Genomic DNA, 22,225 nt, shown 5'->3' on the forward strand with positions numbered 1-22,225 from the left:
GGGAGCGTTGGCATCGAGGCGCCGCCGCTTGTTACCCAGGGCTCCTGTCTGCGCAGGAGCACAGGGATGGAGGGGTGTCGATGAGCTTCCACCTCGTCCATAGCGACGATCGCGCGTTGCTCGGCAGCAGCCGCGCGGTGATCAAGCGGGCGGAGCGGATCGACTTCACCGATGCGGTCGCGCTGCTCCAGGCCGCCTCGGCGATCCGCGACCAGGCGGCCGCCGATGCCGAGCACGCCCGCGCCACCGGTCATGCCGAGGGGCTCGCCGAAGCCAGGGCGGCCGTCGAGGAGCAGCTCGCCGAACAGATCGCCGGCTTCGCCTCGGCGGTCGAGCAGCACGCCGAGACGCGTCGCGCCGACGTCGCCGAAGCCGCCCATGCCGCCGTCCGCGCCGTGATCGGCGAGCTCGACGACGAGACCCTCGTCACCCGCATGGTCGAGCGCACGCTCGCGCGGCTGCCCGGCGAGGGCCCGATCGCGATCGCCGTCGCTCCGACGATGGCCGATGCGCTCGCCACCCGCCTTCCTGAGCTCGATCATGTCACCGTCACCGCCGATCCCGCGCTCGGGCCCACCGACTGCCACATGCGGACCAGCACCGGTCAGGTGATCGCCAGCCTCTCGGTCCAGCTCGACGCGCTCGCCAAGCGCTGGGGAGTGGCCGAGCCATGAGGACCGGCGCCGACACGCTTTCGCTCGTCCGCGCGCTCGATGCCGCGCCGATGTTCGAGCAGCACGGCCGCATCGTCGGCGCGCTCGGGACGACGCTGCGCGTCACCGGCGTGCGCGCGCGGATCGGCGAGAGCTGCGAGATCGTCGATCCCGAGAGCGGCTTCTCGCTCTGGGCCGAGGTGATCGGCCTCGCCGACGGCGACGCGATCCTGACCCCGCTCGGCGACCTGCGCGGGCTCTCGCTCGCCAGCGACGTGATCCTGCGCAGCGGCGACGACCGCACGCCTTACGGCGCCGACATGTTCGGCCGCGTGCTCGACGCGCGCCTGCAGCCGCTCGACGAGTTGGGGCCGGTCAGGCGCTCGACCGACCGGCCGATCCACTCCCCCGCTCCCAACCCGATGAGCCGCCGCCCGGTCGACCAGGCGATGGAGACCGGCATCCGTGCGATCGACGGGCTGCTCACCATCGGCATCGGCCAGCGTGTCGGCATCTTCGCCAGCGCCGGCGTCGGCAAGTCGACGCTGCTCGCCAACCTCGCCCGTCAGGCGAAGGCCGATGCGATCGTCATCGCGATGATCGGCGAGCGCGGTCGCGAGGTGCGCGAATTCGTCGAGGAGACCCTCGGCGCCGAGGGGCTGGAACGGTCGGTGGTGATCGTCGCCACCTCCGACCGGCCGGCGATGGAGCGCGTTCGCGCCGCCCATGTCGCGACCGCCATCGCCGAGGGGTTGCGCGACGAGGGCAGGCATGTGCTCCTGCTGATGGACAGCGTCACCCGCTTCGCCCGCGCGCTGCGCGAGATCGGCCTCGCGGCCGGCGAGCCGGCGGTGCGGCGCGGCTTCCCGCCCTCGGTATTCGCCGAGCTGCCGCGATTGTTCGAGCGCACCGGCGCCGGCGCGGCGGGCGCGATCACCGCGCTCTACACGGTGCTGCTCGAGGACGAGGACGGCGATCCGATCGGCGAGGAGGTGCGCTCGCTGCTCGACGGCCATATCGTGCTGTCGCGCAAGCTCGCCGCGCGGGGCCATTATCCCGCGATCGACGTGCTCGGCAGCCTTTCGCGCCTGTTCACCAAGCTCGCTTCGCCCGCGCAGCAGCGTGCGGCCGAAGGGCTGCGCGCGATGCTGGCCAAGCTCGACGAGATCGAGCTGCTCGTCCAGATGGGCGAGTACGAACCCGGCCGCGACCGGCTCGCCGACCGCGCGCTCGCCGAGCGCAAGGCGATCGACGCCTTCCTCCGCCAGCGCCGCGACGATCATGCGAAGCTCGGCGAAACGGTGGTGCGGCTGCGCAATTTCGAGGAGATCGACCATGGCCGCTGACCTCGGCGGAGCGAAGCTGGTGCGGGTCGCGCAGGTCCGCGAGCTGCGCCTGACCCGCGCCGCCACCGAGGCGCGCGCCGCCGCCGATGAAGCGGCGCTCAAGCTCGCGGAGGCCCGGACCGCGCACGTCGCTGCCGAACACGCGCTCGCCGACGCCCGCCTCGCCTTCGCGGCGACGCCGGCATGTCGGCAGACACGGCTGTGGCTCGACCGTTGCATCGAGCATCTCGCCGGTGCCGGCGCAGCGCTCGGCGACGCACGGACGCGATGCGCCGTCGCCGAGCAAAACCATGCCGAGGCGATCCGCGCGGTCGCCCGCCATCAGATCCGAAGCGATGCGATCGCGAGCCATCGCCGGACGCTGGTCCGCGCCGACCGCCGCCGCGCCGAGGATCGCGCCGAAGCCGATGTTCCGATGACGATGCCCCGGATGAGCATTCGATGACCCAAGCCGCCGCACCGAAGCCTGCCCTCGCCCCGACGCCGCGACCTGCCGTCGGCGCCCATTCCGGGCCGCCGGAGCCGTTGCCGATGCAGAAGCGCGCCTTCGCGGACGCGCTTGCCCGCAGTTCGGTGAAGGACGGCAACGTCAGGAAGGAGCAGCTCGCCGACGCCGGCCCGTTCACGGCGATCATGCCGCGTGAGTTCGCCGGCATCCCGATGGCGGAGACGGCCAGCCCTGCCGGCGACGTCGATCCCGCCTTCCACGCCCAGCTCGACCGTATCGCGGCGGCGATCGCCGAGGTGGCGAAGACCGGCGCCGAGCCCGAGGTCCATCTCGCGCTGCCGCTCGGCAATTATCGCATCGAGGGCGCGGTGCTCGGCCGCGATCCCGCCGGGCAGGTCAACGTCGTGCTGATCTCGGGCGCCGCCGTGCCGCCGACGATCGCCGCGCAATGGAGCGAGCAGCTCGGCGAACGGCTGCTCCGGCGCGAGGTTAGGGTCGGTCGGATCGGGGTTCAGGCCTCAGGCAGGCGGCCGAACCCGGCGGCGTAGAGCGCGAGCGTGCGCCGGAGGTGGTTCTCGGAATCGCGTCCGCTCGGGTCGGCGGGAAGATTGCGGCTCGTCGTCAGCATCAGCGAGGAGACCTGACCGTAGGTCACCGCCCGGAAGAACATCGAAAAGATCTCGCCCAGGCTCAGGGTGGTCTTGCCGGGACCATAGAGCTCGCCGGGTCGCGTCTGGTCGAGGATGGCCTGGCTGAGCGCGTTGCCGTACTCGTCCTGCCAGCCGCCCCCTTCCCGCGCGATGACGAGCCCGTCGCGGGTTTCATCGTCGATCGTCTCGCCGTCGAAGCTCTGGTCGACCTTGAGATCGCCCAGCGTTTCTTCCGATATGCCGGTGATCACCATCGCCCGCTCGCCCTGCGTCACCGTCAGCTTGTCGAGCCGGTACAGGTCCGCGATCGCGGCATCCGCCCGGGTCTCGAGCGTGAGCTTGGTGCCGTTGGCGAGTTCGACGGTGGTGGTGCCCCAGAAGCGCGCGGCATCGGCGCCGTCGAGCGCGATGTTCCCGGCACCCCACACCAGCAGCGATTCCCCGGTCCCCGCGTTGAGGACGAACACCGCCGACCGGCTCTCGTCGATCGACAGCGAATAGCCGTCCGACAGATCGAACAGGATGCCGCCGATCGCGATCGCCTGCACCTCGAAGGCGGGCGGGCCGGACACGACCGGCAGGTCCGATGCGGGAGCGACGAAGACGGCGATGTCCGCCGTCGCCGGCACCACCGCGACGCTGTCGGCGGGCGCGGCGATCGGGTCGACGAGCATTACGCTCGCCACTATCGTGCTGTCTTCCGGCAGTGAGAGGCCGATGCTGCCGACTGCCGACAGTCCGACCGGCTCGCTCATGAATAGCCGTCCGGCCGCAGGCGGACGGTCGTCGCCTCGATCATCGCCAGCGCCTCTTCGGTCGTGGGCTTGTCGCCGTTGAGATCGACGCCCAGCGACGAGGTGAGGTTCGACACCGTGCTGCTCAGCGGGCGCGCGGCGATCAGCGTCGCCACTGTTTCCGCGAACGCGTGCAGTGCTCGGGAAAGGCGGCCCTGATCGGCGGGGCTGCCGCCGAGCGACTGGGAAAGCTCCGCCGCGATCTCCTCGACGCCATAGGCGTCGTTCGCCGAGCCGCCCGCGTAGCCGCCGCGCGGGTCGACCGGCGCCAGCTTCAGTTCGCGGGTCATCGTCTCGGCGATGCGCGTGCTGATCGTGTTCATCGCCGTCGCCGCCTGGGTGCCGCCGCTGCGCTTGCCGTCGATGCCGCGCAGCGAGACCGCATCGGCACGGCCGCCGTTGATGGGATTGATCATCGCTCTTACTCGTCCGGCAATTGCAACATGCTGTCGTAGATAGCGTGTCCGACGCCTTCGCGCTCTCAACGAATCGCTTAGGAGGTGATATGCAGGGCGATGATGTCCGGCGCCGACCTCCCGAGCTTCGCCGTCGCTTCCGCCCAGGCCGCAACGATCGCCGAGGCGGATCGTGCCGCCATTCTCGACATCGCCCGCCAGCCCGTCGCGCAGCATCTCGGCAAGCCGGTCAAGTTCAAGGTGCGCACCCTCCGCCGCGACGGCGACTGGGCGTTCCTGGTCGCCGAGATGCAGGACGCCGGCGGCCGGCCGATCTCCTATGCCGGCACGCCCCTCGCGTCGGCCGAAGCGGAGGGCATGGTGTCGAAGGACTACGCCGCGCTGCTCCGACGGACCGGCGGACATTGGCGCGTCGCCGATTACGCGATCGGCCCGACCGACGTCGCCTGGGCCGAATGGCCGGCGAAGCACAAGGCTCCGAGCGCGCTGTTTCCTTGAGCGGCGGCGTCAATAGCTGCCGTGCTCGTGGCCGGCGGTGTAGTATTGGAAGGTCCGATCGAGCGCGCGCGTGGCAAAGGTCACGTTGCCGCGGTTGAGCTCGTAACCCATCACCGCGGCGCCATCGAGCGTCCCCGCCCACCAGCCCGACTGCCGCCGGCCGATGAATACGGCCTGATGCCCTCCCTCGAGCGCCTTCGCCCGCAATTCGGTGGCGCCATCGGTGCGCACGATGAATGTCACCGTGCAGCGTTCCGAGGGCGCGGTGTCGAACACGCAGGTCGCCTGCTCGCTCGTCTGCGCCGTCGCGGCGGCGGCGAGCCAGACCAACGGCGCCGGCACGGGGATCAGTTCTGGAAGATCCGCGTGGCGAGCTGCGCGCGGTGGGCCGAATCCCCGGCGATGTCCGCCGGCCGCTCGTAATAGCGGCACACGATCGCTCCGGCATCGGCGGCGCTCGTCGCGTTGCGCAGCCGGTTGCCCGCGCTCCGCTCCGAGGTGGTCAGCTCGTGCTGCACGAAGCGGAGCTGCTCCTCGAAGGTCGAATTGCGGATGTCGTGCCCGGCCCAGGCGCGGAAATCCGCCTGGCGCGGCCCTTCCCATTGCGCGAGGCCATAGCCGGGCCCGCCGCCGTGCTGGCGGATGTTGGCCACCATGCCGCTCTCGGCGTCGAGGTTGGCGACGATCCCCGCCGCCTGGGCACGCGTCCAGCCCTGGCCCATGAAATAATTCATCGCCTGGTCGATGCGCCCCTGGCGGGTCGCCGCCGGTTGGCCGACATTGCCCGTTCCCTGCGTGCCGCCCGTCGCCTCGGTCTGCGGCTGCGCGCTCGCCGGGGCGCGCAGGATCTTCCCGCCATGCTGCAGCGCCCAGGACAGGTTGTTGTAGCTGACCTTCTGCGATCCGTCCGCGTTGACGTTGTTCGAACCGATCATCTTGCCGTTGCCGGCATAGATCTCGGTATGCGAGACGCCGCCGCCCTGGATGATGACGACGTCGCCGGGCCGCGCCTCCGCAGGACTCACCTCGGTCCAGCCGCGCGAGCGCAGCGTCGAGTTGAGCTGCGCCACCGAATCGGTGTGGAGATTGGCCGGAAGCTGCCCCGCCTCGGTCAGCACCGCCGACACGAAGTTCGCGCAGCACACGTTCGTCGGCACATTTGGGTTCATCGGCAGATTGTCGCCGCGGTCGCTGCGCAGGTCGCTCGCGTTGCGGCCGAGATACTGCTTGGCGACATCCGCGGCGTTGCGCCCGCCGGCGCTGCCGCCCGGCGCGTCGACCCCGCCGGTGCCGCCGGTCCCGCGGGTCGACGCCCCGTCGAGCCGGATCGTCTGCCCAGGGAAGATGAGGTTCGGATTGGCGAGCCCGTTGTCGAGCGCCAGGCTGTGCCAGTCGAGCCCGAACCGCTGGGCGATACCCGACAGCGTGTCGCCCGGCTGCACCGTATAGGTGCTGCCCGCGCCGCCGCCGGCCGGGATGGTCACCGACTGGCCTGCGAAGATCAGGTCCGGATTGCGGATCTGCGGATTGGCCGCGATCAGCGCGTTCAGCGAGACGCCGTGCGACGCCGCGATCTGGGACAGCGTGTCCCCGCGCTGCACGGTGTAGCGGGATGCGTCGCTGGTGCTCAGGGTCTGCGGGCGTGTCGCCGTAACGGATTCGACCATTTCCGCCTCCATGACTTACGCTGCGAACCTGTCACGACGGTCGCCAAGTGTCTCTAATCGAATCGTTTAGGGTATTGTTCGGTCCGTCGTGCAACGAGCACATGCGAGGGGAGAACCATGAGCGGACTGCCGATCATCGCCGTCTTGTCGCTGGCGCAGCAGCAGGTGCCGCCGTCGCGCGCGCCCGAGCCGGCACCGATCACCGCGATCGGCTGCGCGGCGCAGGCGGGCGAGGTCGACGGCACCGGCGCATCGCTGCCGCCGCCGATCGACGGAACGACACTCAAGAAGGTCAGCGCGATCAGGAAACTGCGGAGGCGCGCCAAGGACGGCCGCGTGAGCGTGATCGACGGCGGCGACTTCACCGGCTGGGATTTCCGCAAGGCCGGGCTGTCGTCGATCTGCTTTCGCGGCAGCAAGCTTGGCGGCAGCGACTGGCGCGGCGTCAACGCGCCGGGCATGGGCTTCATCGTCAGCGACCTGTCGAACGCCAAGCTCGCGGGCGCGGTGATGCCGGGCGCGCTGTTCCGCACGACCACGCTCGCAGGCGCCGACGCCACCCGCGCCGACTTCCGCGGCGGCCGGCTCGACGGCGGCTGGAACGCGAGCCTCGCCGGCTGGAAGATCGACGGCGCCAGCTTCGCGGGCTTCCGCTTCCAGTGCGGCGTGACCGAAGCCGACGGCTGCCCCTTCGACCGCAAAGGGATCAGCGCGGTCGGGACCGATTTCAGCAATGCGGTCTTCCAACGCTTCTCCTTCTGGGGCGCGACGCTGACCGGAGCGCGGTTCGACGGCGCGGACATCGCCGTCGACGATCTCGCGCAGCTCGACCCGGCGACGCTGCCGACCGCTCTGACCGTCCATCGGGGAACACGGCGCGCGGCGATCGCAGGCCAGATGATACCGCTCCTGGCCCGCGCCCTGGCCGCCGCTCCGGCCGAGGCGTCCGATCCGGAAGCCGGCAAGCCGGCACCAGCCGAGCGGCCGACCGGCAAAGCCCTGTTCATCAGCGACGCCATGCCGATCGCGATCAGTGCCGCCGCCGATCCGGCCTGGCCGCAGGTGCTGCCTGTCCTGCTCCGGCTCGCGCCGTCCTATCTGCTGGTGGACGTCGACCGCAGGCAACGCGCAGCCGTACGCGGCGTGGCGCAGTCGGATACCGGCGGAATGTGCGCGATCGACGCCGGTCCGCTGCCCCCCGGTCGCGGCGGCAGCTTCCTGATCGCGCCCCCGCCCGGCCGCCGCGCCCGCCCCGGCGTGCCGGCGATCGTCGTCAACGGCGACAAGGCGACGATCGCGCCCGAGCAGGCGACCGCGGTCGATTCGGTACGGGTGGTGAATTGCGCCGGCATCGCCGAGTTCGGAACGATGAAGCGCGTGCCGGTTCACGAGTTGACCTTCGACGCGCTCTGGTCCGCGGCCGGACAGCCGCCGCGCTAGCGATTCTCCCCGCGCAGCTTCGCGAGCACCTCCGGCGCCACCGTCATCCCGGCGCGCGCCATTTCGTCGGTCGGCCAAGCGCCGGAGGCGACCATGCGCCTGACCGTCGCGCGATCGGGCGGCGGCCAGCCGATCGGGCCGGCCTTGGCGCGCTCCACCAGCCGCGCCCGCGCCGCCCTGAGCTCGCCCGTCCGGAACGCCACCGGCTCGACGAGCAGCTCGTGCGCCGCCATGCTGCCGTCGCCGGCGACGCTCCACAGCGTCCCGCCCTTCTCGACCAGCAGCTCGGCGATGTCGGCCTGCTCGGCATCCATTGCCATCCGCACCCGGTCGATGCCGAACTGGTCGTGCCAGCGCGGATCGGCGCCGTGGCGGAGCAAGGTCATCACTCCGCCGATATGCGAGAAGGCGATCGCCTGCCGCATCGCATCCTCGCCGTCCGGCAGCCGCTGCGGATCAGGCGAGGCGCCTGCCTGGAGCAGCATCTCCGCCATCTCGGGCGTGTCGGCGAGCAGCGCCAGCGTCAGCGCATTGCCGGGGCGCACGCCGTCGGGCGGTATCCCGGCCTCGAGCAGCCTCGCGATCCCATCCGTGTCGCAGCGCGACACCGCCAGCGTCAGCAGGTCGCCGAACTGCCCGTCCGGCGGGGTCGTCATCCGCGGATCGTGGGTCACCACGGTGGTCAGCAGGCGCGGGTCGCGCGCGATGATCGCGCGGGCATCGTCGATCCGCCCGTCGAGCACCGCCTCGGCCAGGGTGCGGCCCGACGCGCCGTTGCTGACGTTGGCGAGCACTCGCGTGCGATCGGGCAGCACCACGGCCCGCTTGGTGAAACAGGCGCTCTTGGCGGCCATGCTGCATCCCCCGGTGAGCACGAGTCCCAGCATCGCCGCGATGCCGGTCAGACGACGGCTGGTCATGCCCTGCTGTAGCCCGGGGACGGGATGGCGATCAATTGGCCGGCAGGCTGCTCAGCACCCAGTCCATGCCGTGGCGCGCGACCGGATTGTCCTGATACCAATGCGTCCCCGCCGGCCGCACCGCGTCGAGCGGGTGGCGCGTGCCATAGGCCTCCGGCGCGTCGGCGAGGATGCCGCCGATCACGCCGCCGAAGATCGCCCCGACCACGCGGTCGCCGCCGTCCTGCACCGCCGACAGCACCTCGCCCTTGACGTAGAAGGCGGCGATCTCCGCCGCCCGGCCGATGTCGGCGGCGGTACGGATCTGCTCGGCCTCGCGGATCGTCGCCGAGCTGAGCCCGGCCGCATTGAACGTCGCCGCGTCGCGCCCGCTCGCCAATGCCGCCGCCGAGGCGAGCCCGCCGCCGAGCGAATGGCCGGTCAGCGTCACGTCGACGTCGGGATTCCGCGCCAGCGCCTTGGCGATCAGCAGCGCATGGGCATATTGGTCCGAAGGCAGGCCGACGCCCTGGCGCAGGTTCGCCTTCCAGTCGCTCGCGTCGGTGGTGCCGCGGAAGCTGACGACATAGCCGGCCGCATCCCCCTCGCCCGTCACATAGACGCGGGCGCGGAACGAGCTCTGCGGCGACGACAGATCCTGCGTCCTGAGGCCGAGCCGCGCGAGATCGGCATCGCTCGCGACGCGATAGCCGGGCGGCGGGCGGGCGACGTCGTGGTAGACGTCGGCGGCCATCAGCGCGAGTTCGCGCGGCGCGGGCGCGTTCGCGCCGGCGATGCCCTGCGGCGCCGGTGCGACCTGATCGAACTGGATCGGCGGCTGCGGCTGCTGGAACATCAGCCCCTCGCGCGGAGGGACGAGGTGCTGCGCCTGGAACTCGCGGCTCGCCGCCTCGCGCAGCCGCGCCGCCACCGCTTGCGACGGCGCGAGGCTCGGTGTGCGCATGACGCTGGTGGCAGGCTCCGGCATTCGACTCCTCGGGCCCGCACCTCGCGCGAGCTTCGACAGCTGGATGCCATTCGCCGGCGAGGCTGTCCCTAGACGATTCGTTTAGGCGATCTAAGCGATCCGTTGAGTGTTCGCCGCGACAGGCTGTGTCACTTCCTTCACCGTCAGACGGGCCGCCTTCGGCCCATGGAGATGGAGGATAGCGGCATGACCACGATCAATTCGGGCCAGAGCGCCCAGCTCGCCACCAACGCCAATCTCGCCGCGGACGGCGCCGGGCTGATTCTCGCCACCGGGGTGATGGGCAGCTACTTCCGGCCGCTGAATGCCGGTCCGCTCGCCTTCGCGTCGCTGCCGTCCGCCTTCGCGATCCGGCTCGGGATGCTCGCCCAGGGTTCGGCCGACCTCAGCGCGCTGCAACCGAGCGCCGGCTTCACCGCCCAGACCACCGGCCAGAGCACGGCCAAGGTCGACCTCGGCGACGGCTATCGCCTCGAGATCGACGAGCGCAACAGCGAGATGGTGATCGTCAACGAGAACACGGGGCAAAGCACCAAGGTCTGGGGCGACCCGCACGTCGACGTGAACGGCAAGCGCCAGTTCGACTTCTACGGCACCACCACCTTCCAGCTCGACAACGGCACCAAGATCACGATCAATACCGAGCCCTATGCCAAGAACCCCAACGAATATGTCGCCAGCCAGGTGGTGGTGACGAAGGGCGAGAATGCCGTGGTGATCGACGGCATCAGCCAGAACCAGCTCGGCGACCTCTCGGTCGGCGTCTCCACGAACGGCTATGCGCTCGACGCGGCGCACCGCGACGGCTTCACCGTCCACGAGGATGCGAAGGGCTGGCAGACCGAGCTCGGCTCGACCGTCACCCAGGCCGACGCCGACATCACCCGGCCCGGCCAGCTCTACGGCCCCGGCAGCGTGGCGCCGAGCCTCGCCGAGATCGGCGACATGATGGGCTCGTTCCTCCTCTTCGGTGCGCTCTCGTTCGCATACCAGGCCAGCCTGAGCGGCTCGGTCGACACCCGCAGCGCCGCCATGCACCGCCCGATCCTGCTCGTCTGAGCAGGATCGCACCGTCCCTGCCTTGAAAAGGATGCGGATATGGTCGGCGGAGTGAGCGGCGTCACCGACGCGACGACGAGGACCCTGGGCAACGCCACCGGCCTCGGCGAGGCGCTGGTGGTCGCAAACAGGACCGGCAAGGGCGTCGACGTCCGCGGCCTCGGCAAGGACCTGGCCGAACTGTCGCTCCGCGATCCCAAGGGCGCCGCCGACGCGATCGAGGCGGCGCGCAGCGGCCTGAACCCGGTGCAGCAGGGCGAGCTCGATCGCCTGCTGCCCGAGGCCATCTCCGCGCAGCAGCGTGCCGGCGGCACCGCGCCCGCCGGCCTCACCCCCGCGCAGAAGGAGCTCGCGCTCGATCTCACCCAGATGGGGCTCGACGTCGCCGGCCTGTTCGATCCGACGCCGATCTCCGATGGCGCCAACGGCATCATCTCGCTGTTCCGCGGCGACTGGCTGGGCGCCGGCATCTCGGCGGTCAGCATGATCCCGTACCTCGGCGACGCCGCCAAGCTCGGCAAGCTCGGCCATTGGGGCAAGACGGTGATGAACGCCGTCGAGATCGCCAAGACCGACAGCGCCTTCGCCCAGGCGATCCGTCCCGCGCTCAGCAGGATATCCGACGCGATCGGCGCCGCGCCGAGCGCGATCCTCGACCGGCTGCCGCAATCCGCGCGCGACACGCTGTCGGGCATGAAGCGCCAGATCGACGAGCTCTATTCGCCCGCGGCGAAGAAGGCCGACGACGTCGCCGCGGCCGGCGTCCACACCGCGCACGTCGGCAGGAACGAGGTCACCTGGACGATCGGCGCCAACGGCCGGCCCACGTCGGCCTCGGCGACTCTGTCGGAGGTCCAGCCCACCGGCACCAAGCGCAGCAGCGACGAGCTCTCCGCACAGGACCGCGTGCGCGAACGCGGCCTCGACGACGACGACGCCGGCCACATCATCGGCCACCGCTTCATGCCCGACCAGGGCGAGCGGAACATGTTCCCCCAGAACTTCAACTTCAATCGCTCCGCCTACAAGACGATGGAGAACGAATGGGCCGCCTGGATCGACGCCGGCGCCACGGTGAAGGTCAACGTCGCGCTGAAGGGCGGCACCGCCGACCGGCCGGCGCAGGTCGGGGTGGTCTACGAGGTGTTCAACGAGGCCGGCAAACGGGTCTTCAAGAACAGCGAACTGTTCGATAATGCGGCGGGGCAGACGTTCGACCGCGTCTCGACGGCGGACATCCGCAAGATGCTCGGCAAGTGATCGGCGCCCCGCCGGCGGCGCCCGTGGAGATGGTGGCGATGAGCAGCGTGGCATTCGATCAGGCACGTGCCGATGCGCTGGTCAATGAGATCGGACAGAAGATCGTCGCCGACGCCAACTATGCCGGCCGCGACTGGACGGGCGTGGCGCTGGTGATCGAGGTCGCCCAGCGCAAGCGGATGTACGGCTTCGTCTATCTTCCCGGCGACGACTGGGAAGCGGAGACTCCCGACGATTTCGACGTGATCAACCGCGCGGTCGAACTGGCCGACACCATGGCCGCCGGCGGTCACCGCTGGACCCGCTGCCTGGTCCAGCTCACCCGCCCCGGTCCCAAGGTCACGATCAACTTCGACTATGACGACACCGGCGAATGGGTGGTGACGCCGGCCAATCACGCCGAGATGGTCGAGAAACTGAAGCCCTGAGCCTTTCAGGTCTGCGCGACGCCCCGCCAACTCCAATATCCGATCCGCTTAGGGCTGATCGACATCTGAGGAGATTACCGACATCTCGCCATACCTCGGCGTCCGACCCTCGGGCGGGCGGCGGTCAGGCCGCCAGCGCCTCGCCGGGACCGAAAGGCACGAGCGCGGAGAGGAACTGGCGGGCGCTCGCCTCCCAGGTGAAGGTGCGGCCATAGGCGGCGCATCGGGCGCGGTCGCGGGTGAGCGCTTCGGCGATCGCGGCGTCGAGGTCGTCGGCCATCGCGCCGACCTCCTCCGTCAGCACGTCGACCGGGCCGGTGACCGGATAGGCCGCGACCGGCGTACCGCAGGCCAGCGCCTCGATCATCACCAGGCCGAAGGTGTCGGTCCTGCTCGGGAAGACGAACACGTCGGCGCCGGCATAGCATTGCGCCAGTTCCGCGCCGAACTTGGCGCCGAGGAAGTGCGCGTCCGGATGCTTCGTCTCCAGGCTGGCGCGCGCGGGGCCGTCGCCGACCACCACCCTCGTGCCGGGATGGCCGCTTTCGAGGAATGCCTCGATGTTCTTCTCGATCGCGACGCGGCCGACGTAGAGCTGGACCGGACGCGGCAGCCCGGCGAAGGTCGGGTGCGGCGCCGCGCCGGGATGGAAATTGGCGAGGTCGACGCCGCGGCCCCAGTGGCGCACGCGGGTCAGGCCATGCTCCACCAGCGTCTCGCGGATCGAGGGGGTCGAGGCGAGGATCGCCTGGCTCGGCCCGTGGAACCATTGGATATAACGCCACACCCATTCCGCCGGCACGCCCGAACGCGCCTCGACATAGTCGGGGAACTGCGTATGATAGGCGGTGGTGAAGGGAAAGCCGCGCCTCAGGCACCAGCGCCGCGCCGCGACGCACACCGGCCCCTCGGTGGCGAGATGGATCGCGTCGGGCCGGAACTCCTCGAGCAGGGCGCCCACCGCCGCGGTCCGTGCGAGCGCGAGACGGATCTCGGGATAGGTCGGGCACGGCAACGAGTAGAAGCGTTCGGGCGAGATCACGAGGACGTGGTGCCCCTGCCGCTCGAGCTCGCGGCGCACGGCCTGGAGCGTCCGGACCACGCCGTTGACCTGCGGCTCCCAGGCGTCGGTGACGATCGCGATACGCACGCCGGTCAGGCCGCTGCCAGCGTCTGAACCTTTGCGTCTGCGCGCGCCGCCATTTCCTCGGCCCAATGCAGGATCTCCATCCTTCCGTCGAAGTGCTCAACGAGCGCCGTGCAGCCTTCGACCCAATCGCCGTCGTTATAATAAGCGATTCCAGCGATTTCGCGAGTCTCGGCGGTATGGATGTGTCCGGCGACGACGCCGTCGACCCCGCGCTGGGCGGCGGCATGGGCGACGACCTCCTCGAAGTTGGAGATGAACTCGACGGATTTCTTGACCTTGTGCTTGGCGTGCTTCGACAGCGACCAATAGGGCAGGTTGAAGAAGCGGCGCCAGGCGTTCACCCAGCGGTTGAGCGCCATCATGAACTCATAGGCATAGTCGCCGAGGTAGGCGAGCCAGCGGTGCGACAGCGTGATCGCGTCGAACTCGTCGCCGTGGAGGATCAGCAGCCGGCGGCCGTCCGCGGTCTCGTGCACGCACTGGCGGACGATATGGACCCCGCCGAAGTGGAGCCCGGTGAACTGGCGGAACATCTCGTCATGGTTGCCGGGGATGTAGACGATCTTCGTGCCGCGCTTGGCACGCTTCAGGATGCGCCAGACGATGTCGTTGTGCGCGGCCGGCCAGTAGAATTTCTTCTTGAGCCGCCAGCCGTCGATGATGTCGCCGACCAGGTACATGGTGTCGCTGTCGACATGGTCGAGGAAGTCGATCAGCATGTCGGCGTTGCAGCCGCGCGTGCCGAGGTGGACGTCCGAGATCCAGATCGTGCGGTAGCGGCGGCGCTCCTCCACCGTCTTCTCCGGATAGACCGGCTTGGATGCGGCGAAATCGGCCAAGTCGGTGATGTCGGCCCCGACCGGCAGTCTGGTGATCGCGTCCATGAGCAGCGTCCCCGCTTAAGCCCTTGTTCGCGCTCCACTGCCCGAGAAATGTGACAGAACGAATCGTTGGCGAGTCATCGCCTCGTCATAAAACTCAGCAGAATCAATCATTCATGGCGATGTGCCCCGGCGCGGCTGCGACCCGCGCCAGCCAGGCTGCAACGTTCGGATGGCTGCGCACCGCGAAGCCGCCCTCCTCCCCGACATGGGTGTAGGCGTAGAGCGCGATGTCGGCGAGCGTCATCCCCCCGCCCACGAACCAGTCGCGGCCGGCGAGATGCTCGTCCATCAACGAGAGCGCCGCCTCGCCGGCGGCGAGCTTGGCGGGGAGCTGGACGCGCTGGAGCTCCGTCAGCGCCTCCTCGCCGATGAAACGGCGCCAGAAGCGGACGGTGCCGAGGTTGGGCTCGACATGATATTGCTCGAAGAACATCCAGTGCAGCATGTCGGCATGGTCGAACCGATCCGTCGGGATCAGCCGGGAGCCATGGGCGAGATAGACGATGGCGGCGTTGCTCTCGGGGAGAAAGCGCTCGCCGACCTGCAGCACGGGGATGCGGCCGTTGGCGTTGACCTTCGCCAGGAATTCCGACGTGCGCGTCTCGCCCTTCATGATGTCGTACTCGCGCCGCTCGAACGGGACGCCGAGATGCGCGGCGGTCAGCCAGATCTTGTAGCAGTTCGCCGACCGGGCATATTGGTGCAGCGTGAGCGTGGCGGTCATGGATCGTCCTTCCGCCGCGGCGTTTAGCCGCCAGCCGCGTCCACTGCCAATCGAAGACATGAGAGAATTGACAAGCCTGGCTGATATGCGCTGCAGCACTGTTGCGTCGAGGTAACGGGTGTCGGCAAAAGCGCGCCGGAATCCTCCAAGCTCAAGTGACGCTTGCCAACGTCATCACCTTGTCACACGACTGGGCTTACGGCCGCGGCGGGATCTGCGGCGCGGATTTGCGCCAGAGCAAAGGGGTAAGGCATGAAAATCATGTTCAAGCGGCTGGCGACGCTGGCGGCCATCGCCGCGCTGGCGGCGCCGTCGATCGCTCAGGCGGCCAATCCGGCGGCCAAGCTGTCGGTCGCAGGTCAGGTGCGGGGCGCGAGCCGCGCGTCGAACGCGAGCCATCTCAGCGAAGGCACCGCGACGCTGGTCAACATCGGCATCCTCGCCGCGCTGGTGGTCATCGTGCTCGTGGCGACCGGCGGCGATGACGACGATTCGTCCGACAGCAACTGATCGGACCATGGATTGACGGATCGGCGGGTCCGGCGCGGCGAGCGCCGGGCCCGTTTTCTCGTCAGGCGCCTGCTGCGGCGTCCTCGATCATCAGTACGATCTTGCCGACGTGCTCCCCCGACTCCATTCGTGCATGAGCGGCCGGCGCCTCGTCGAACGCGAAGGTGGAGTCGATCACCGGCTTCAGCCGCCCCGCCTCGACATGCGGCCAGACAGTGCGATGGAGCTCGTCGGCGACCATCGACTTGAACACCGTATCGCGCGGACGCAGCGTAGAGCCGGTCAAGGTCAGCCGGCGGCGCATGATCTCGAAGATCGGAACGGTCGCCTCCGCCCCGCCCTGCACCGCGATCGAGACATGGCGGCCGTCGTCCGCGAGGCACTGCAGGTTGCGCGCGACATAGCTGCCGCCGACCATGTCGAGCACCACCGCGACGCCTTTGCCGCCGGTGATCTCCTTCACGCGCGCAACGAAATCCTCGGCCTTGTAGTCGATCGCGTGATCGGCACCGATCCGGCGCGCCGCGGCCGCCTTCTCCGGCGATCCGACGGTGACGATGATAGTGATGCCGAACAGCTTGGCGAGGGCGATCGCCATCGTGCCGATGCCGCTGGTGCCGCCGTGGACGAGCACCGTGTCTCCCTCCGCCGCGAAGCCGCGCTCGAACAGGTTGGTCCAGACGGTGAACAATGTCTCCGGCATCGCCGCCGCCTCGACCATGGTCAGCGCGGGCGGCACCGGCAGGCACTGGCCGGCGGGCACGACGGCATATTGGGCATAGCCGCCGCCGGCGACGAGTGCGCAGACCGGCTGGCCGAGCAGTTCCTCCGGCCCATCAGGATCGGCCGCGACGACCTCGCCCGATACCTCCAGCCCCAGGATCGACGGCGCGCCCGGCGGCGGCGGGTAGAGCCCCTTGCGCTGGAGCACCTCCGGCCGGTTGATCCCGGCGGCGGCGACGCGGATCAGCACCTCGCCGGGCCCCGGCCGCGGCACCGGCCGCTCGACCGGCACCAGCACCTCCGGGCCGCCCGGCTCCGCCGGATCGATCGCCAGCATCGTCGTCGGAATCGCCACGCACCGTCCCCGTTTCATCGCAAGCCCCGCGCGTGCTTATTGACACCTGCCCTCGCCCGGTCAACGCTGCGCCGCGATGGACGTCGACGACAGCCTTCCGCGCAAGAGTCGCGACCTGGTCGCGGAGCTCGCCAGGCAGGACCTCGATCCTTTCTCGGTCGAGGAGCTCGCCGAGCGCATCGCCGCGCTCGAAGCGGAAATTGCCCGCGCCAAACAAAGAATTGAACGCGCCGTTAACCATCGCGCAAGCGCCGACGCGCTATTCAGGCGATGAGCGCGGCGGCACCGGCTCAGGACCAGAGTCCGAACCGGTGCGGGGGCGCCCTGCTTGATGCGCGGCCCCGGACTTCCGACATAATGGGCAAGGGGCGGGCATCTGCACCCGCCCGTCTGGAGTAATTTGATGCCGTCCTTCGCTTCCGCCCTCGAAACCACCCTGCACAAGGCGCTTGAGGCCGCGTCCTCCCGCCGGCACGAATATGCGACGCTCGAGCATCTGCTGCTCGCGCTGATCGACGACGAACACGCGTCGAAGGTGATGAGCGCCTGCGGCGTGGACCTGGGCGATCTCAAGACCACCGTCGCGCACTATCTCGACACCGAGCTGGAGGCGCTGAAGGTCGCCGCCGCGACCGATCCCAGCCCGACCAGCGGTTTTCAGCGCGTGGTCCAGCGCGCGATCCTGCATGTCCAATCCTCGGGCCGCGATGAAGTCACCGGCGCCAACGTATTGGTTGCCTTGTTCTCCGAGCGCGAGAGCTACGCGGTCTATTTCCTGCAGCAGCAGGACATGAGCCGGCTCGATGCGGTCAGCTACATCAGCCACGGCGTCGGCAAGGGCGGCCAGCCGATCGAGACCCGCGAGGTCAAGGGCGCCGAGGAGGAGAAGCCCAAGGACGCCAAGAAGGGCGGCGAGAGCGCGCTCAAGCAGTTCACCGTCGACCTCAACGAGAAGGCCAAGGCCGGCAAGGTCGACCCGCTGATCGGCCGCGGGCCGGAGGTCGACCGGACGATCCAGATCCTGTGCCGCCGCAGCAAGAACAACCCGCTCTACGTGGGCGATCCGGGCGTGGGCAAGACCGCGATCGCGGAAGGGCTCGCGCGCAAGATCGTCGAGGGCGAGGTGCCCGACGTGCTCAAGGAAGCCGTGATCTACTCGCTCGACATGGGCGCGCTGCTCGCCGGCACGCGCTATCGCGGCGACTTCGAGGAGCGGCTGAAGCAGGTCGTCGCGGAGCTGGAGAAGCTGCCGCACGCGATCCTGTTCATCGACGAGATCCACACGGTGATCGGCGCCGGCGCGACCAGCGGCGGGGCGATGGACGCCTCCAACCTGCTCAAGCCCGCGCTGTCGGGCGGGGCGATCCGCTGCATCGGCTCGACCACCTACAAGGAGTTCCGCAACCACTTCGAGAAGGACCGCGCGCTGCTCCGCCGCTTCCAGAAGATCGACGTCAACGAGCCGACGATCGAGGATACGGTGAAGATCCTCGCGGGCCTGCGCACCGCGTTCGAGGGGCACCACAACGTCAAATACACTCCCGACGCGATCAAGTCGGCGGTGGAATTGAGCGCGCGCTACATCAACGACCGCAAGCTGCCCGACAAGGCGATCGACGTGATCGACGAGGTCGGCGCGATGCAGATGCTGGTGCCGCCGTCGAAGCGCAAGAAGACGATCACCGTGAAGGAGATCGAGGCGGTGATCGCGACGATGGCGCGCATCCCGCCGAAGAGCGTGTCGACCGACGACACGCGGACGCTGGCGAACCTCGACACCGACTTGAAGCGCGTCGTGTTCGGGCAGGACAAGGCGATCGAGGTGCTGTCCAGCGCGATCAAGCTCAGCCGTGCGGGCCTGCGCGATCCCGACAAGCCGATCGGCAACTATCTGTTCTCCGGGCCCACCGGGGTCGGCAAGACCGAGGTCGCGCGCCAGCTCGCCAATATCCTCGGCATCCCGCTCCAGCGCTTCGACATGTCAGAGTATATGGAGCGCCACTCGGTGAGCCGCCTGATCGGCGCGCCTCCGGGCTATGTCGGCTACGACCAGGGCGGCCTGCTCACCGACGCGGTCGACCAGCAGCCGCATTCGGTGCTGCTGCTCGACGAGATCGAGAAGGCGCATCCGGACCTGTTCAACATCCTCCTCCAGGTGATGGACAACGGCAAGCTCACCGACCACCACGGCAAGACGGTCGATTTCAGGAACACCATCCTGATCATGACCACCAATGCCGGCGCGTCGGACATGGCGCGCGAATCGATCGGCTTCGGCGAATCGAGCCGCGAGGACGTGCAGGAGGAGGCGGTGAAGAAGCTCTTCACCCCCGAGTTCCGCAACCGGCTCGATGCGATCGTGCCGTTCGACTATCTGCCCCCGGCGGTGGTCGGCCGCGTGGTCGAGAAGTTCATCCTCCAGCTCGAGCTGCAGCTCGCCGACCGCGGCGTGCACATCAGCCTCGACGACGAGGCGAAGGCGTGGCTCACCGAGCGCGGCTACGACCGGCTCTATGGCGCGCGGCCGATGGGCAGGCTGATCCAGGAGAAGGTCAAGCAGCCGCTCGCCGAGGAGCTTCTGTTCGGCAAGCTCGTCCACGGCGGCGAGGTGACGGTGAAGCTCAAGGACGGCGCGCTCGCCTTCGAGATCGTCGGCGCCGCGCCCGGCAAGCCCAAGAAGGGCGGCAAGGCACCGGCCAAGGTCAAGGCGAAGTAGCCATGGCCGGCGACCGCAAGGTCGGCGAGGATCGCCAGGGGTTCGAGGCCGAACCCCTGGTGGGACTTCAGGAGGTCGGGCCGGACGACGAGCTCGACGGGGGCGAGCGCCAGGCGATCGCCGAGCTCGATGCCGGCAGGTTCGTGAGCCATGAGGCGGTGATGCGCTGGCTCGAGTCCTGGGGGACCGATAACGAGCTCCCGCCGCCCAAGTGCGGCGAATAATCTGGTCGGAACCGGCCATCCGCGACCTGGCCGAAATCCGCACTTATATCGCGCACGATAATCCGCTGGCTGCCGCGAAGACGGCCGAACGGCTTCTCGTTGCCGCTTCCAAGCTCGAAGCCTTTCCTCTTCGTGGACGAACGATCGGCCGCGGATTGCGGCAACTCTCCACCGTCTACCCCTATCTGATCCGATATCGGGTCCGTCCTGATTACGTCGAGATCATGTCCGTCCGCCATGGCGCCCGCCGCTGATCGGCCGAACGCGGGAGCGCTACGTCATCCCGGACTTGATCCGGGATCCAGGGTCGCTGGCGATATCGCTCGTGACTCTGGATGCCGGATCAAGTCCGGCATGACGAACGAGAGAAAGCGCTTCGGATATCCGGCAACGAAAACGCACTTAACGTCTTGTTCGGCATAGATGCTTACCAACGGCGCCATGCCGGGGGTCCGCATCGTCAGCTTGATCGGCGCGCTGCTGCTCGCGCTCGCCCTGCCGTTGGGCGCGAGCGCGGCTGCGCCTGCCGCGCCTGCGGTGCTTCAGCTCCCGGTCTGCATCGCCCCGGCCTCGCCCGGATCGACCGCCGCCGAGGCGCTGCGCGGCCGCCTCCCCTACGACTGCACTTCTACGCAGCATCGTCACGGCCCGGGCGACTATTGGGCATTGTCGGCGCGCGTTCCGCCCGCCGCAGGCACGGGCGAGGTCCGCGCGCGGGTGCTGAGCCTGTGGCAGCGGGCGCTGACATTGCACGCGCTCTATGCCGACGGCCATGTCGAGACGATCCCCGCCACCAGTGCCACCCTCTCGCGCCACCTCCAGCTCGGCGCGATCATCGAGTTCGCCCTGCCGGCGCGCCCGGCGCCGGTCACAAGGCTGCTCTGGCATGTCGAGGGGGCATCGAACGTCCGCGGCATCCTGCTCGGGCAGCGGATCGCGAATCCGGCGGCGTCGCAGCGCGCCAACCTGGCGATGGCGGCGATCTACGGCGGCTTCGGCGGGCTCGCCATCGCCCTGCTCGTCTACAATCTCGCGATCTGGGCCGCGCTCCGCCACCGGTTCCAGCTGGCCTATTGCGTCATGGTCGGGGCGATGCTGGCCTATATCTTCTCCTCCTCGGGCGCGCTCGCCTGGGCGTGGCCGGGGATCGACAACAATGTGCGTCTCCGGATCAACTATCTGCTGCTGGGCATCATCGCGGCCGCGGGGATGGCGTTCGCGCGATTCTTCTTCGAGCCGCGCGTGTTCGGCGCCCGCCTCAGGCGGCTGATCCGCGCGGCGATCGTCGTGCTGCTGTCGGTGGCGGTCCTGTTCTGGCCGCTGTCCTACGTCGCGATGCCGCTTGCGGACGCGATCTATTCCTGGAGCTTCCTCGCCGGCCTCGCGTTGGTCGCGCCGGTCCTGTGGTCGGCGTGGCGGCAGCGGAGCGATTATCTGTGGATGTTCGCGGTCGCCTGGGCGGCGCCGATCGCCTTCTCGATGGCACGCGTGCTGGCGGCGCTGCACGTCGTTCCGACCAGCTTCTGGCTCGACAATTCGACGGTGCTGTCGCTGGGGATCGAGGCGCTGCTCTCCAGCATCGCCATCGCCTATCGCATCTGGATGCTGAGCCGCGAGCGCGACGAGGCGCTGGCGGGCGAGACGCTCGCGCGGCGGCTGGCCGATACCGATCCGCTGACGGGCCTGCTCAACCGCCGCGCCTTCCTGTCCCAGGCGATCGGGCGGGAGGGCGTGCAGCAGCTCCACGTCCTGGACATCGACCATTTCAAGCGGATCAACGAGACGCTCGGCCACGACGGCGGCGACGAGGTGCTGCGCGTCTACGCCCGCGTGCTGCGGACATTGGTGCCGGCGGGCGCGCTGGTCGCGCGGATCGGCGGCGAGGAGTTCGCGATCGTCGCCGCCGCCGACCTGCCGATCGACGCCGAACGCATCCTCGCCAAGCTGAGGTCGGCGCGGATGCCGTTCGACCTGACGGTCACTTCGAGCATCGGCAGCTGTATCGGGCCGCTGCACGACGAGATCGACTGGAAGCGGCTCTACCACTCAGCCGACCGTGCGCTGTTCGACGCCAAGTCGGCCGGCCGCGACCGCGCACGACACGGCCGATCGCTCGCCGCCTGATCATTGTCGCCGTCGCGGAGCTCGGCTATGGCGGACCCATGCGGAATCGCCGTGCAGCGTTCGTCGTCGTCGCCGCCTTGCTGCTGGTCGCGGCGGTGCGGCATCCGACCGTCGACATCCGCATCCTCACCCACGACGCGACCGACCTCGCGCCGCGCCAGGTGCGGGCCGCCGTCGATACCGGCGTGGTCGCGATAAATCTGCTGGTGACCTGGTCCGGCGAGCACCTGATTCCGTAGGGTCAACCCGCAACCCCCTCCTGCGAAGCG

The 22,225-nt window shown here is 69.3% G+C and carries 26 protein-coding genes; 16 read left to right on the plus strand and 10 right to left on the minus strand.

The annotated features are described in order from the left end of the window. Nucleotides 1–80: 80 nt before the first annotated feature. Genes ACMGER_RS01110 through ACMGER_RS01125 form a run of 4 tightly spaced genes read left to right on the plus strand, consistent with a single transcriptional unit; the run spans nt 81 to nt 2,995 of the window. Entirely contained in the window at nt 81–674 is a 594-nt protein-coding gene (locus ACMGER_RS01110; RefSeq protein ID WP_436810284.1) for a FliH/SctL family protein, read from the plus strand. Beyond that, nucleotides 671–1,999 carry a FliI/YscN family ATPase gene (locus ACMGER_RS01115; protein ID WP_436810285.1) on the plus strand — a complete coding sequence of 443 codons (1,329 nt, stop codon included), beginning with the start codon at nt 671–673 and terminating at the stop codon, nt 1,997–1,999. The genes ACMGER_RS01110 and ACMGER_RS01115 overlap by 4 nt, the downstream gene beginning before the upstream one ends. Next, on the plus strand, nt 1,989–2,444 hold the full coding sequence (locus ACMGER_RS01120; RefSeq protein WP_436810286.1) for a hypothetical protein: 456 nt from the start codon (nt 1,989–1,991) through the stop codon (nt 2,442–2,444). Before ACMGER_RS01115 ends, ACMGER_RS01120 begins: the two co-directional genes overlap by 11 nt. Beyond that, nucleotides 2,441–2,995 carry a hypothetical protein gene (locus tag ACMGER_RS01125; RefSeq protein WP_436810287.1) on the plus strand — a complete coding sequence of 185 codons (555 nt, stop codon included), beginning with the start codon at nt 2,441–2,443 and terminating at the stop codon, nt 2,993–2,995. Before ACMGER_RS01120 ends, ACMGER_RS01125 begins: the two co-directional genes overlap by 4 nt. Here the strand turns inward: ACMGER_RS01125 and ACMGER_RS01130 are convergent. Continuing rightward, nucleotides 2,959–3,852: a DUF1521 domain-containing protein gene (locus tag ACMGER_RS01130; protein ID WP_436810288.1), complete on the minus strand. Its 894-nt coding sequence runs from the start codon at nt 3,850–3,852 to the stop codon at nt 2,959–2,961. The genes ACMGER_RS01125 and ACMGER_RS01130 overlap by 37 nt on opposite strands. Beyond that, the gene (locus ACMGER_RS01135) at nt 3,849–4,307 is read right to left on the minus strand and encodes a hypothetical protein (RefSeq protein ID WP_436810289.1); all 459 of its coding nucleotides are present in this window, start codon (nt 4,305–4,307) and stop codon (nt 3,849–3,851) included. Before ACMGER_RS01135 ends, ACMGER_RS01130 begins: the two co-directional genes overlap by 4 nt. 102 nt (nt 4,308–4,409) lie before the next feature. Between ACMGER_RS01135 and ACMGER_RS01140 the strand changes: the two genes are divergently transcribed. After that, nucleotides 4,410–4,805, plus strand: a complete 396-nt coding sequence (locus tag ACMGER_RS01140) for a hypothetical protein (RefSeq protein ID WP_436810290.1) — start codon at nt 4,410–4,412, stop codon at nt 4,803–4,805. Between the two features lie 9 nt (nt 4,806–4,814). Here the strand turns inward: ACMGER_RS01140 and ACMGER_RS01145 are convergent, their stop codons facing one another. Together ACMGER_RS01145 and ACMGER_RS01150 are read right to left on the minus strand one after the other, a co-directional pair. Then, nucleotides 4,815–5,147: a hypothetical protein gene (locus ACMGER_RS01145; protein ID WP_436810291.1), complete on the minus strand. Its 333-nt coding sequence runs from the start codon at nt 5,145–5,147 to the stop codon at nt 4,815–4,817. 5 nt (nt 5,148–5,152) lie between these two features. Next, nucleotides 5,153–6,472 carry a phage tail tip lysozyme gene (locus ACMGER_RS01150; protein ID WP_436810292.1) on the minus strand — a complete coding sequence of 440 codons (1,320 nt, stop codon included), beginning with the start codon at nt 6,470–6,472 and terminating at the stop codon, nt 5,153–5,155. Between the two features lie 117 nt (nt 6,473–6,589). Between ACMGER_RS01150 and ACMGER_RS01155 the strand changes: the two genes are divergently transcribed. Further along, the gene (locus ACMGER_RS01155; RefSeq protein WP_436810293.1) at nt 6,590–7,912 is read left to right on the plus strand and encodes a pentapeptide repeat-containing protein; all 1,323 of its coding nucleotides are present in this window, start codon (nt 6,590–6,592) and stop codon (nt 7,910–7,912) included. On the opposite strand, the gene ACMGER_RS01160 is transcribed toward ACMGER_RS01155, so the two are convergent. Together ACMGER_RS01160 and ACMGER_RS01165 are read right to left on the minus strand one after the other, a co-directional pair. Continuing rightward, nucleotides 7,909–8,832, minus strand: a complete 924-nt coding sequence (locus ACMGER_RS01160; RefSeq protein ID WP_436810294.1) for an ankyrin repeat domain-containing protein — start codon at nt 8,830–8,832, stop codon at nt 7,909–7,911. The genes ACMGER_RS01155 and ACMGER_RS01160 overlap by 4 nt on opposite strands. Nucleotides 8,833–8,863: 31 nt before the next feature. Next, the gene (locus ACMGER_RS01165) at nt 8,864–9,799 is read right to left on the minus strand and encodes a Tle-like phospholipase domain-containing protein (protein WP_436810295.1); all 936 of its coding nucleotides are present in this window, start codon (nt 9,797–9,799) and stop codon (nt 8,864–8,866) included. Nucleotides 9,800–9,985: 186 nt separating this feature from the next. Here ACMGER_RS01165 and ACMGER_RS01170 point away from each other — a divergent pair, with 186 nt between their 5' ends. Genes ACMGER_RS01170 through ACMGER_RS01180 form a run of 3 tightly spaced genes read left to right on the plus strand, consistent with a single transcriptional unit; the run spans nt 9,986 to nt 12,546 of the window. Beyond that, nucleotides 9,986–10,858 carry a DUF1521 domain-containing protein gene (locus ACMGER_RS01170; protein ID WP_436810296.1) on the plus strand — a complete coding sequence of 291 codons (873 nt, stop codon included), beginning with the start codon at nt 9,986–9,988 and terminating at the stop codon, nt 10,856–10,858. 39 nt (nt 10,859–10,897) lie between these two features. Beyond that, nucleotides 10,898–12,118, plus strand: coding sequence for a DNA/RNA non-specific endonuclease (locus ACMGER_RS01175; RefSeq protein ID WP_436810297.1), 1,221 nt, complete (start codon nt 10,898–10,900; stop codon nt 12,116–12,118). Beyond that, on the plus strand, nt 12,115–12,546 hold the full coding sequence (locus ACMGER_RS01180; RefSeq protein WP_436810298.1) for a hypothetical protein: 432 nt from the start codon (nt 12,115–12,117) through the stop codon (nt 12,544–12,546). Before ACMGER_RS01175 ends, ACMGER_RS01180 begins: the two co-directional genes overlap by 4 nt. Before the next feature lie 124 nt (nt 12,547–12,670). Here the strand turns inward: ACMGER_RS01180 and ACMGER_RS01185 are convergent, their stop codons facing one another. From ACMGER_RS01185 to ACMGER_RS01195, 3 genes are all read right to left on the minus strand, one after another. Beyond that, entirely contained in the window at nt 12,671–13,696 is a 1,026-nt protein-coding gene (locus ACMGER_RS01185; RefSeq protein ID WP_436810299.1) for a glycosyltransferase family 4 protein, read from the minus strand. Nucleotides 13,697–13,701: 5 nt separating this feature from the next. After that, complete coding sequence (locus tag ACMGER_RS01190) at nt 13,702–14,580, minus strand: UDP-2,3-diacylglucosamine diphosphatase (protein ID WP_436810300.1); 879 nt, start codon at nt 14,578–14,580, stop codon at nt 13,702–13,704. Nucleotides 14,581–14,683: 103 nt separating this feature from the next. Then, nucleotides 14,684–15,304 (minus strand): glutathione S-transferase family protein, encoded by a 621-nt coding sequence (locus ACMGER_RS01195; protein WP_436810301.1) that lies wholly within the window; start codon nt 15,302–15,304, stop codon nt 14,684–14,686. Between the two features lie 252 nt (nt 15,305–15,556). On the opposite strand from ACMGER_RS01195, the gene yjbE reads away from it, so the two are divergent. Continuing rightward, the gene (gene yjbE, locus ACMGER_RS01200; RefSeq protein WP_436810302.1) at nt 15,557–15,814 is read left to right on the plus strand and encodes an exopolysaccharide production protein YjbE; all 258 of its coding nucleotides are present in this window, start codon (nt 15,557–15,559) and stop codon (nt 15,812–15,814) included. A gap of 61 nt (nt 15,815–15,875) precedes the next feature. On the opposite strand, the gene ACMGER_RS01205 is transcribed toward yjbE, so the two are convergent. Continuing rightward, a complete protein-coding gene (locus ACMGER_RS01205; RefSeq protein WP_436811636.1) occupies nt 15,876–16,874 on the minus strand; it encodes an NAD(P)H-quinone oxidoreductase in 999 nt (332 codons plus the stop codon). A gap of 94 nt (nt 16,875–16,968) precedes the next feature. Between ACMGER_RS01205 and ACMGER_RS01210 the strand changes: the two genes are divergently transcribed. The 6 genes from ACMGER_RS01210 to ACMGER_RS01235 all read left to right on the plus strand — a co-directional run bounded on the left by ACMGER_RS01210 (nt 16,969) and on the right by ACMGER_RS01235 (nt 22,195). Next, nucleotides 16,969–17,166: a DUF1192 domain-containing protein gene (locus ACMGER_RS01210; protein WP_436810303.1), complete on the plus strand. Its 198-nt coding sequence runs from the start codon at nt 16,969–16,971 to the stop codon at nt 17,164–17,166. Nucleotides 17,167–17,295: 129 nt separating this feature from the next. Next, on the plus strand, nt 17,296–19,608 hold the full coding sequence (gene clpA, locus ACMGER_RS01215; RefSeq protein ID WP_436810304.1) for an ATP-dependent Clp protease ATP-binding subunit ClpA: 2,313 nt from the start codon (nt 17,296–17,298) through the stop codon (nt 19,606–19,608). 2 nt (nt 19,609–19,610) lie between these two features. Beyond that, entirely contained in the window at nt 19,611–19,832 is a 222-nt protein-coding gene (locus ACMGER_RS01220) for a hypothetical protein (RefSeq protein WP_436810305.1), read from the plus strand. After that, the gene (locus ACMGER_RS01225) at nt 19,820–20,086 is read left to right on the plus strand and encodes a type II toxin-antitoxin system RelE/ParE family toxin (RefSeq protein ID WP_436810306.1); all 267 of its coding nucleotides are present in this window, start codon (nt 19,820–19,822) and stop codon (nt 20,084–20,086) included. Before ACMGER_RS01220 ends, ACMGER_RS01225 begins: the two co-directional genes overlap by 13 nt. Before the next feature lie 169 nt (nt 20,087–20,255). Continuing rightward, the gene (locus tag ACMGER_RS01230) at nt 20,256–21,956 is read left to right on the plus strand and encodes a GGDEF domain-containing protein (RefSeq protein ID WP_436810307.1); all 1,701 of its coding nucleotides are present in this window, start codon (nt 20,256–20,258) and stop codon (nt 21,954–21,956) included. A 38-nt stretch (nt 21,957–21,994) separates the two neighbouring features. Further along, entirely contained in the window at nt 21,995–22,195 is a 201-nt protein-coding gene (locus ACMGER_RS01235; protein WP_436810308.1) for a hypothetical protein, read from the plus strand. The last annotated feature ends 30 nt before the right edge of the window (nt 22,196–22,225 follow it).

Source organism: Sphingomonas astragali (assembly GCF_051400615.1).
Taxonomy (GTDB): domain Bacteria; phylum Pseudomonadota; class Alphaproteobacteria; order Sphingomonadales; family Sphingomonadaceae; genus Sphingomonas.

What these genes read in the sequence shown, in the direction of transcription:
- ACMGER_RS01190 (WP_436810300.1), bottom strand. Translation starts at nt 14,580, where the DNA reads ATGGACGCGATCACCAGACTGCCGGTCGGGGCCGACATCACCGACTTG.
- ACMGER_RS01170 (WP_436810296.1), top strand. Translation starts at nt 9,986, where the DNA reads ATGACCACGATCAATTCGGGCCAGAGCGCCCAGCTCGCCACCAACGCC.
- ACMGER_RS01160 (WP_436810294.1), bottom strand. Translation starts at nt 8,832, where the DNA reads ATGACCAGCCGTCGTCTGACCGGCATCGCGGCGATGCTGGGACTCGTG.
- ACMGER_RS01115 (WP_436810285.1), top strand. Translation starts at nt 671, where the DNA reads ATGAGGACCGGCGCCGACACGCTTTCGCTCGTCCGCGCGCTCGATGCC.
- ACMGER_RS01130 (WP_436810288.1), bottom strand. Translation starts at nt 3,852, where the DNA reads ATGAGCGAGCCGGTCGGACTGTCGGCAGTCGGCAGCATCGGCCTCTCA.
- ACMGER_RS01165 (WP_436810295.1), bottom strand. Translation starts at nt 9,799, where the DNA reads ATGCCGGAGCCTGCCACCAGCGTCATGCGCACACCGAGCCTCGCGCCG.
- ACMGER_RS01150 (WP_436810292.1), bottom strand. Translation starts at nt 6,472, where the DNA reads ATGGTCGAATCCGTTACGGCGACACGCCCGCAGACCCTGAGCACCAGC.
- ACMGER_RS01205 (WP_436811636.1), bottom strand. Translation starts at nt 16,874, where the DNA reads ATGCTGGCGATCGATCCGGCGGAGCCGGGCGGCCCGGAGGTGCTGGTG.
- clpA (WP_436810304.1), top strand. Translation starts at nt 17,296, where the DNA reads ATGCCGTCCTTCGCTTCCGCCCTCGAAACCACCCTGCACAAGGCGCTT.
- ACMGER_RS01140 (WP_436810290.1), top strand. Translation starts at nt 4,410, where the DNA reads ATGTCCGGCGCCGACCTCCCGAGCTTCGCCGTCGCTTCCGCCCAGGCC.
- ACMGER_RS01110 (WP_436810284.1), top strand. Translation starts at nt 81, where the DNA reads ATGAGCTTCCACCTCGTCCATAGCGACGATCGCGCGTTGCTCGGCAGC.
- ACMGER_RS01210 (WP_436810303.1), top strand. Translation starts at nt 16,969, where the DNA reads ATGGACGTCGACGACAGCCTTCCGCGCAAGAGTCGCGACCTGGTCGCG.
- ACMGER_RS01235 (WP_436810308.1), top strand. Translation starts at nt 21,995, where the DNA reads ATGCGGAATCGCCGTGCAGCGTTCGTCGTCGTCGCCGCCTTGCTGCTG.
- ACMGER_RS01230 (WP_436810307.1), top strand. Translation starts at nt 20,256, where the DNA reads ATGCTTACCAACGGCGCCATGCCGGGGGTCCGCATCGTCAGCTTGATC.
- ACMGER_RS01155 (WP_436810293.1), top strand. Translation starts at nt 6,590, where the DNA reads ATGAGCGGACTGCCGATCATCGCCGTCTTGTCGCTGGCGCAGCAGCAG.
- ACMGER_RS01135 (WP_436810289.1), bottom strand. Translation starts at nt 4,307, where the DNA reads ATGATCAATCCCATCAACGGCGGCCGTGCCGATGCGGTCTCGCTGCGC.
- ACMGER_RS01220 (WP_436810305.1), top strand. Translation starts at nt 19,611, where the DNA reads ATGGCCGGCGACCGCAAGGTCGGCGAGGATCGCCAGGGGTTCGAGGCC.
- ACMGER_RS01125 (WP_436810287.1), top strand. Translation starts at nt 2,441, where the DNA reads ATGACCCAAGCCGCCGCACCGAAGCCTGCCCTCGCCCCGACGCCGCGA.
- ACMGER_RS01175 (WP_436810297.1), top strand. Translation starts at nt 10,898, where the DNA reads ATGGTCGGCGGAGTGAGCGGCGTCACCGACGCGACGACGAGGACCCTG.
- ACMGER_RS01195 (WP_436810301.1), bottom strand. Translation starts at nt 15,304, where the DNA reads ATGACCGCCACGCTCACGCTGCACCAATATGCCCGGTCGGCGAACTGC.
- yjbE (WP_436810302.1), top strand. Translation starts at nt 15,557, where the DNA reads ATGAAAATCATGTTCAAGCGGCTGGCGACGCTGGCGGCCATCGCCGCG.
- ACMGER_RS01120 (WP_436810286.1), top strand. Translation starts at nt 1,989, where the DNA reads ATGGCCGCTGACCTCGGCGGAGCGAAGCTGGTGCGGGTCGCGCAGGTC.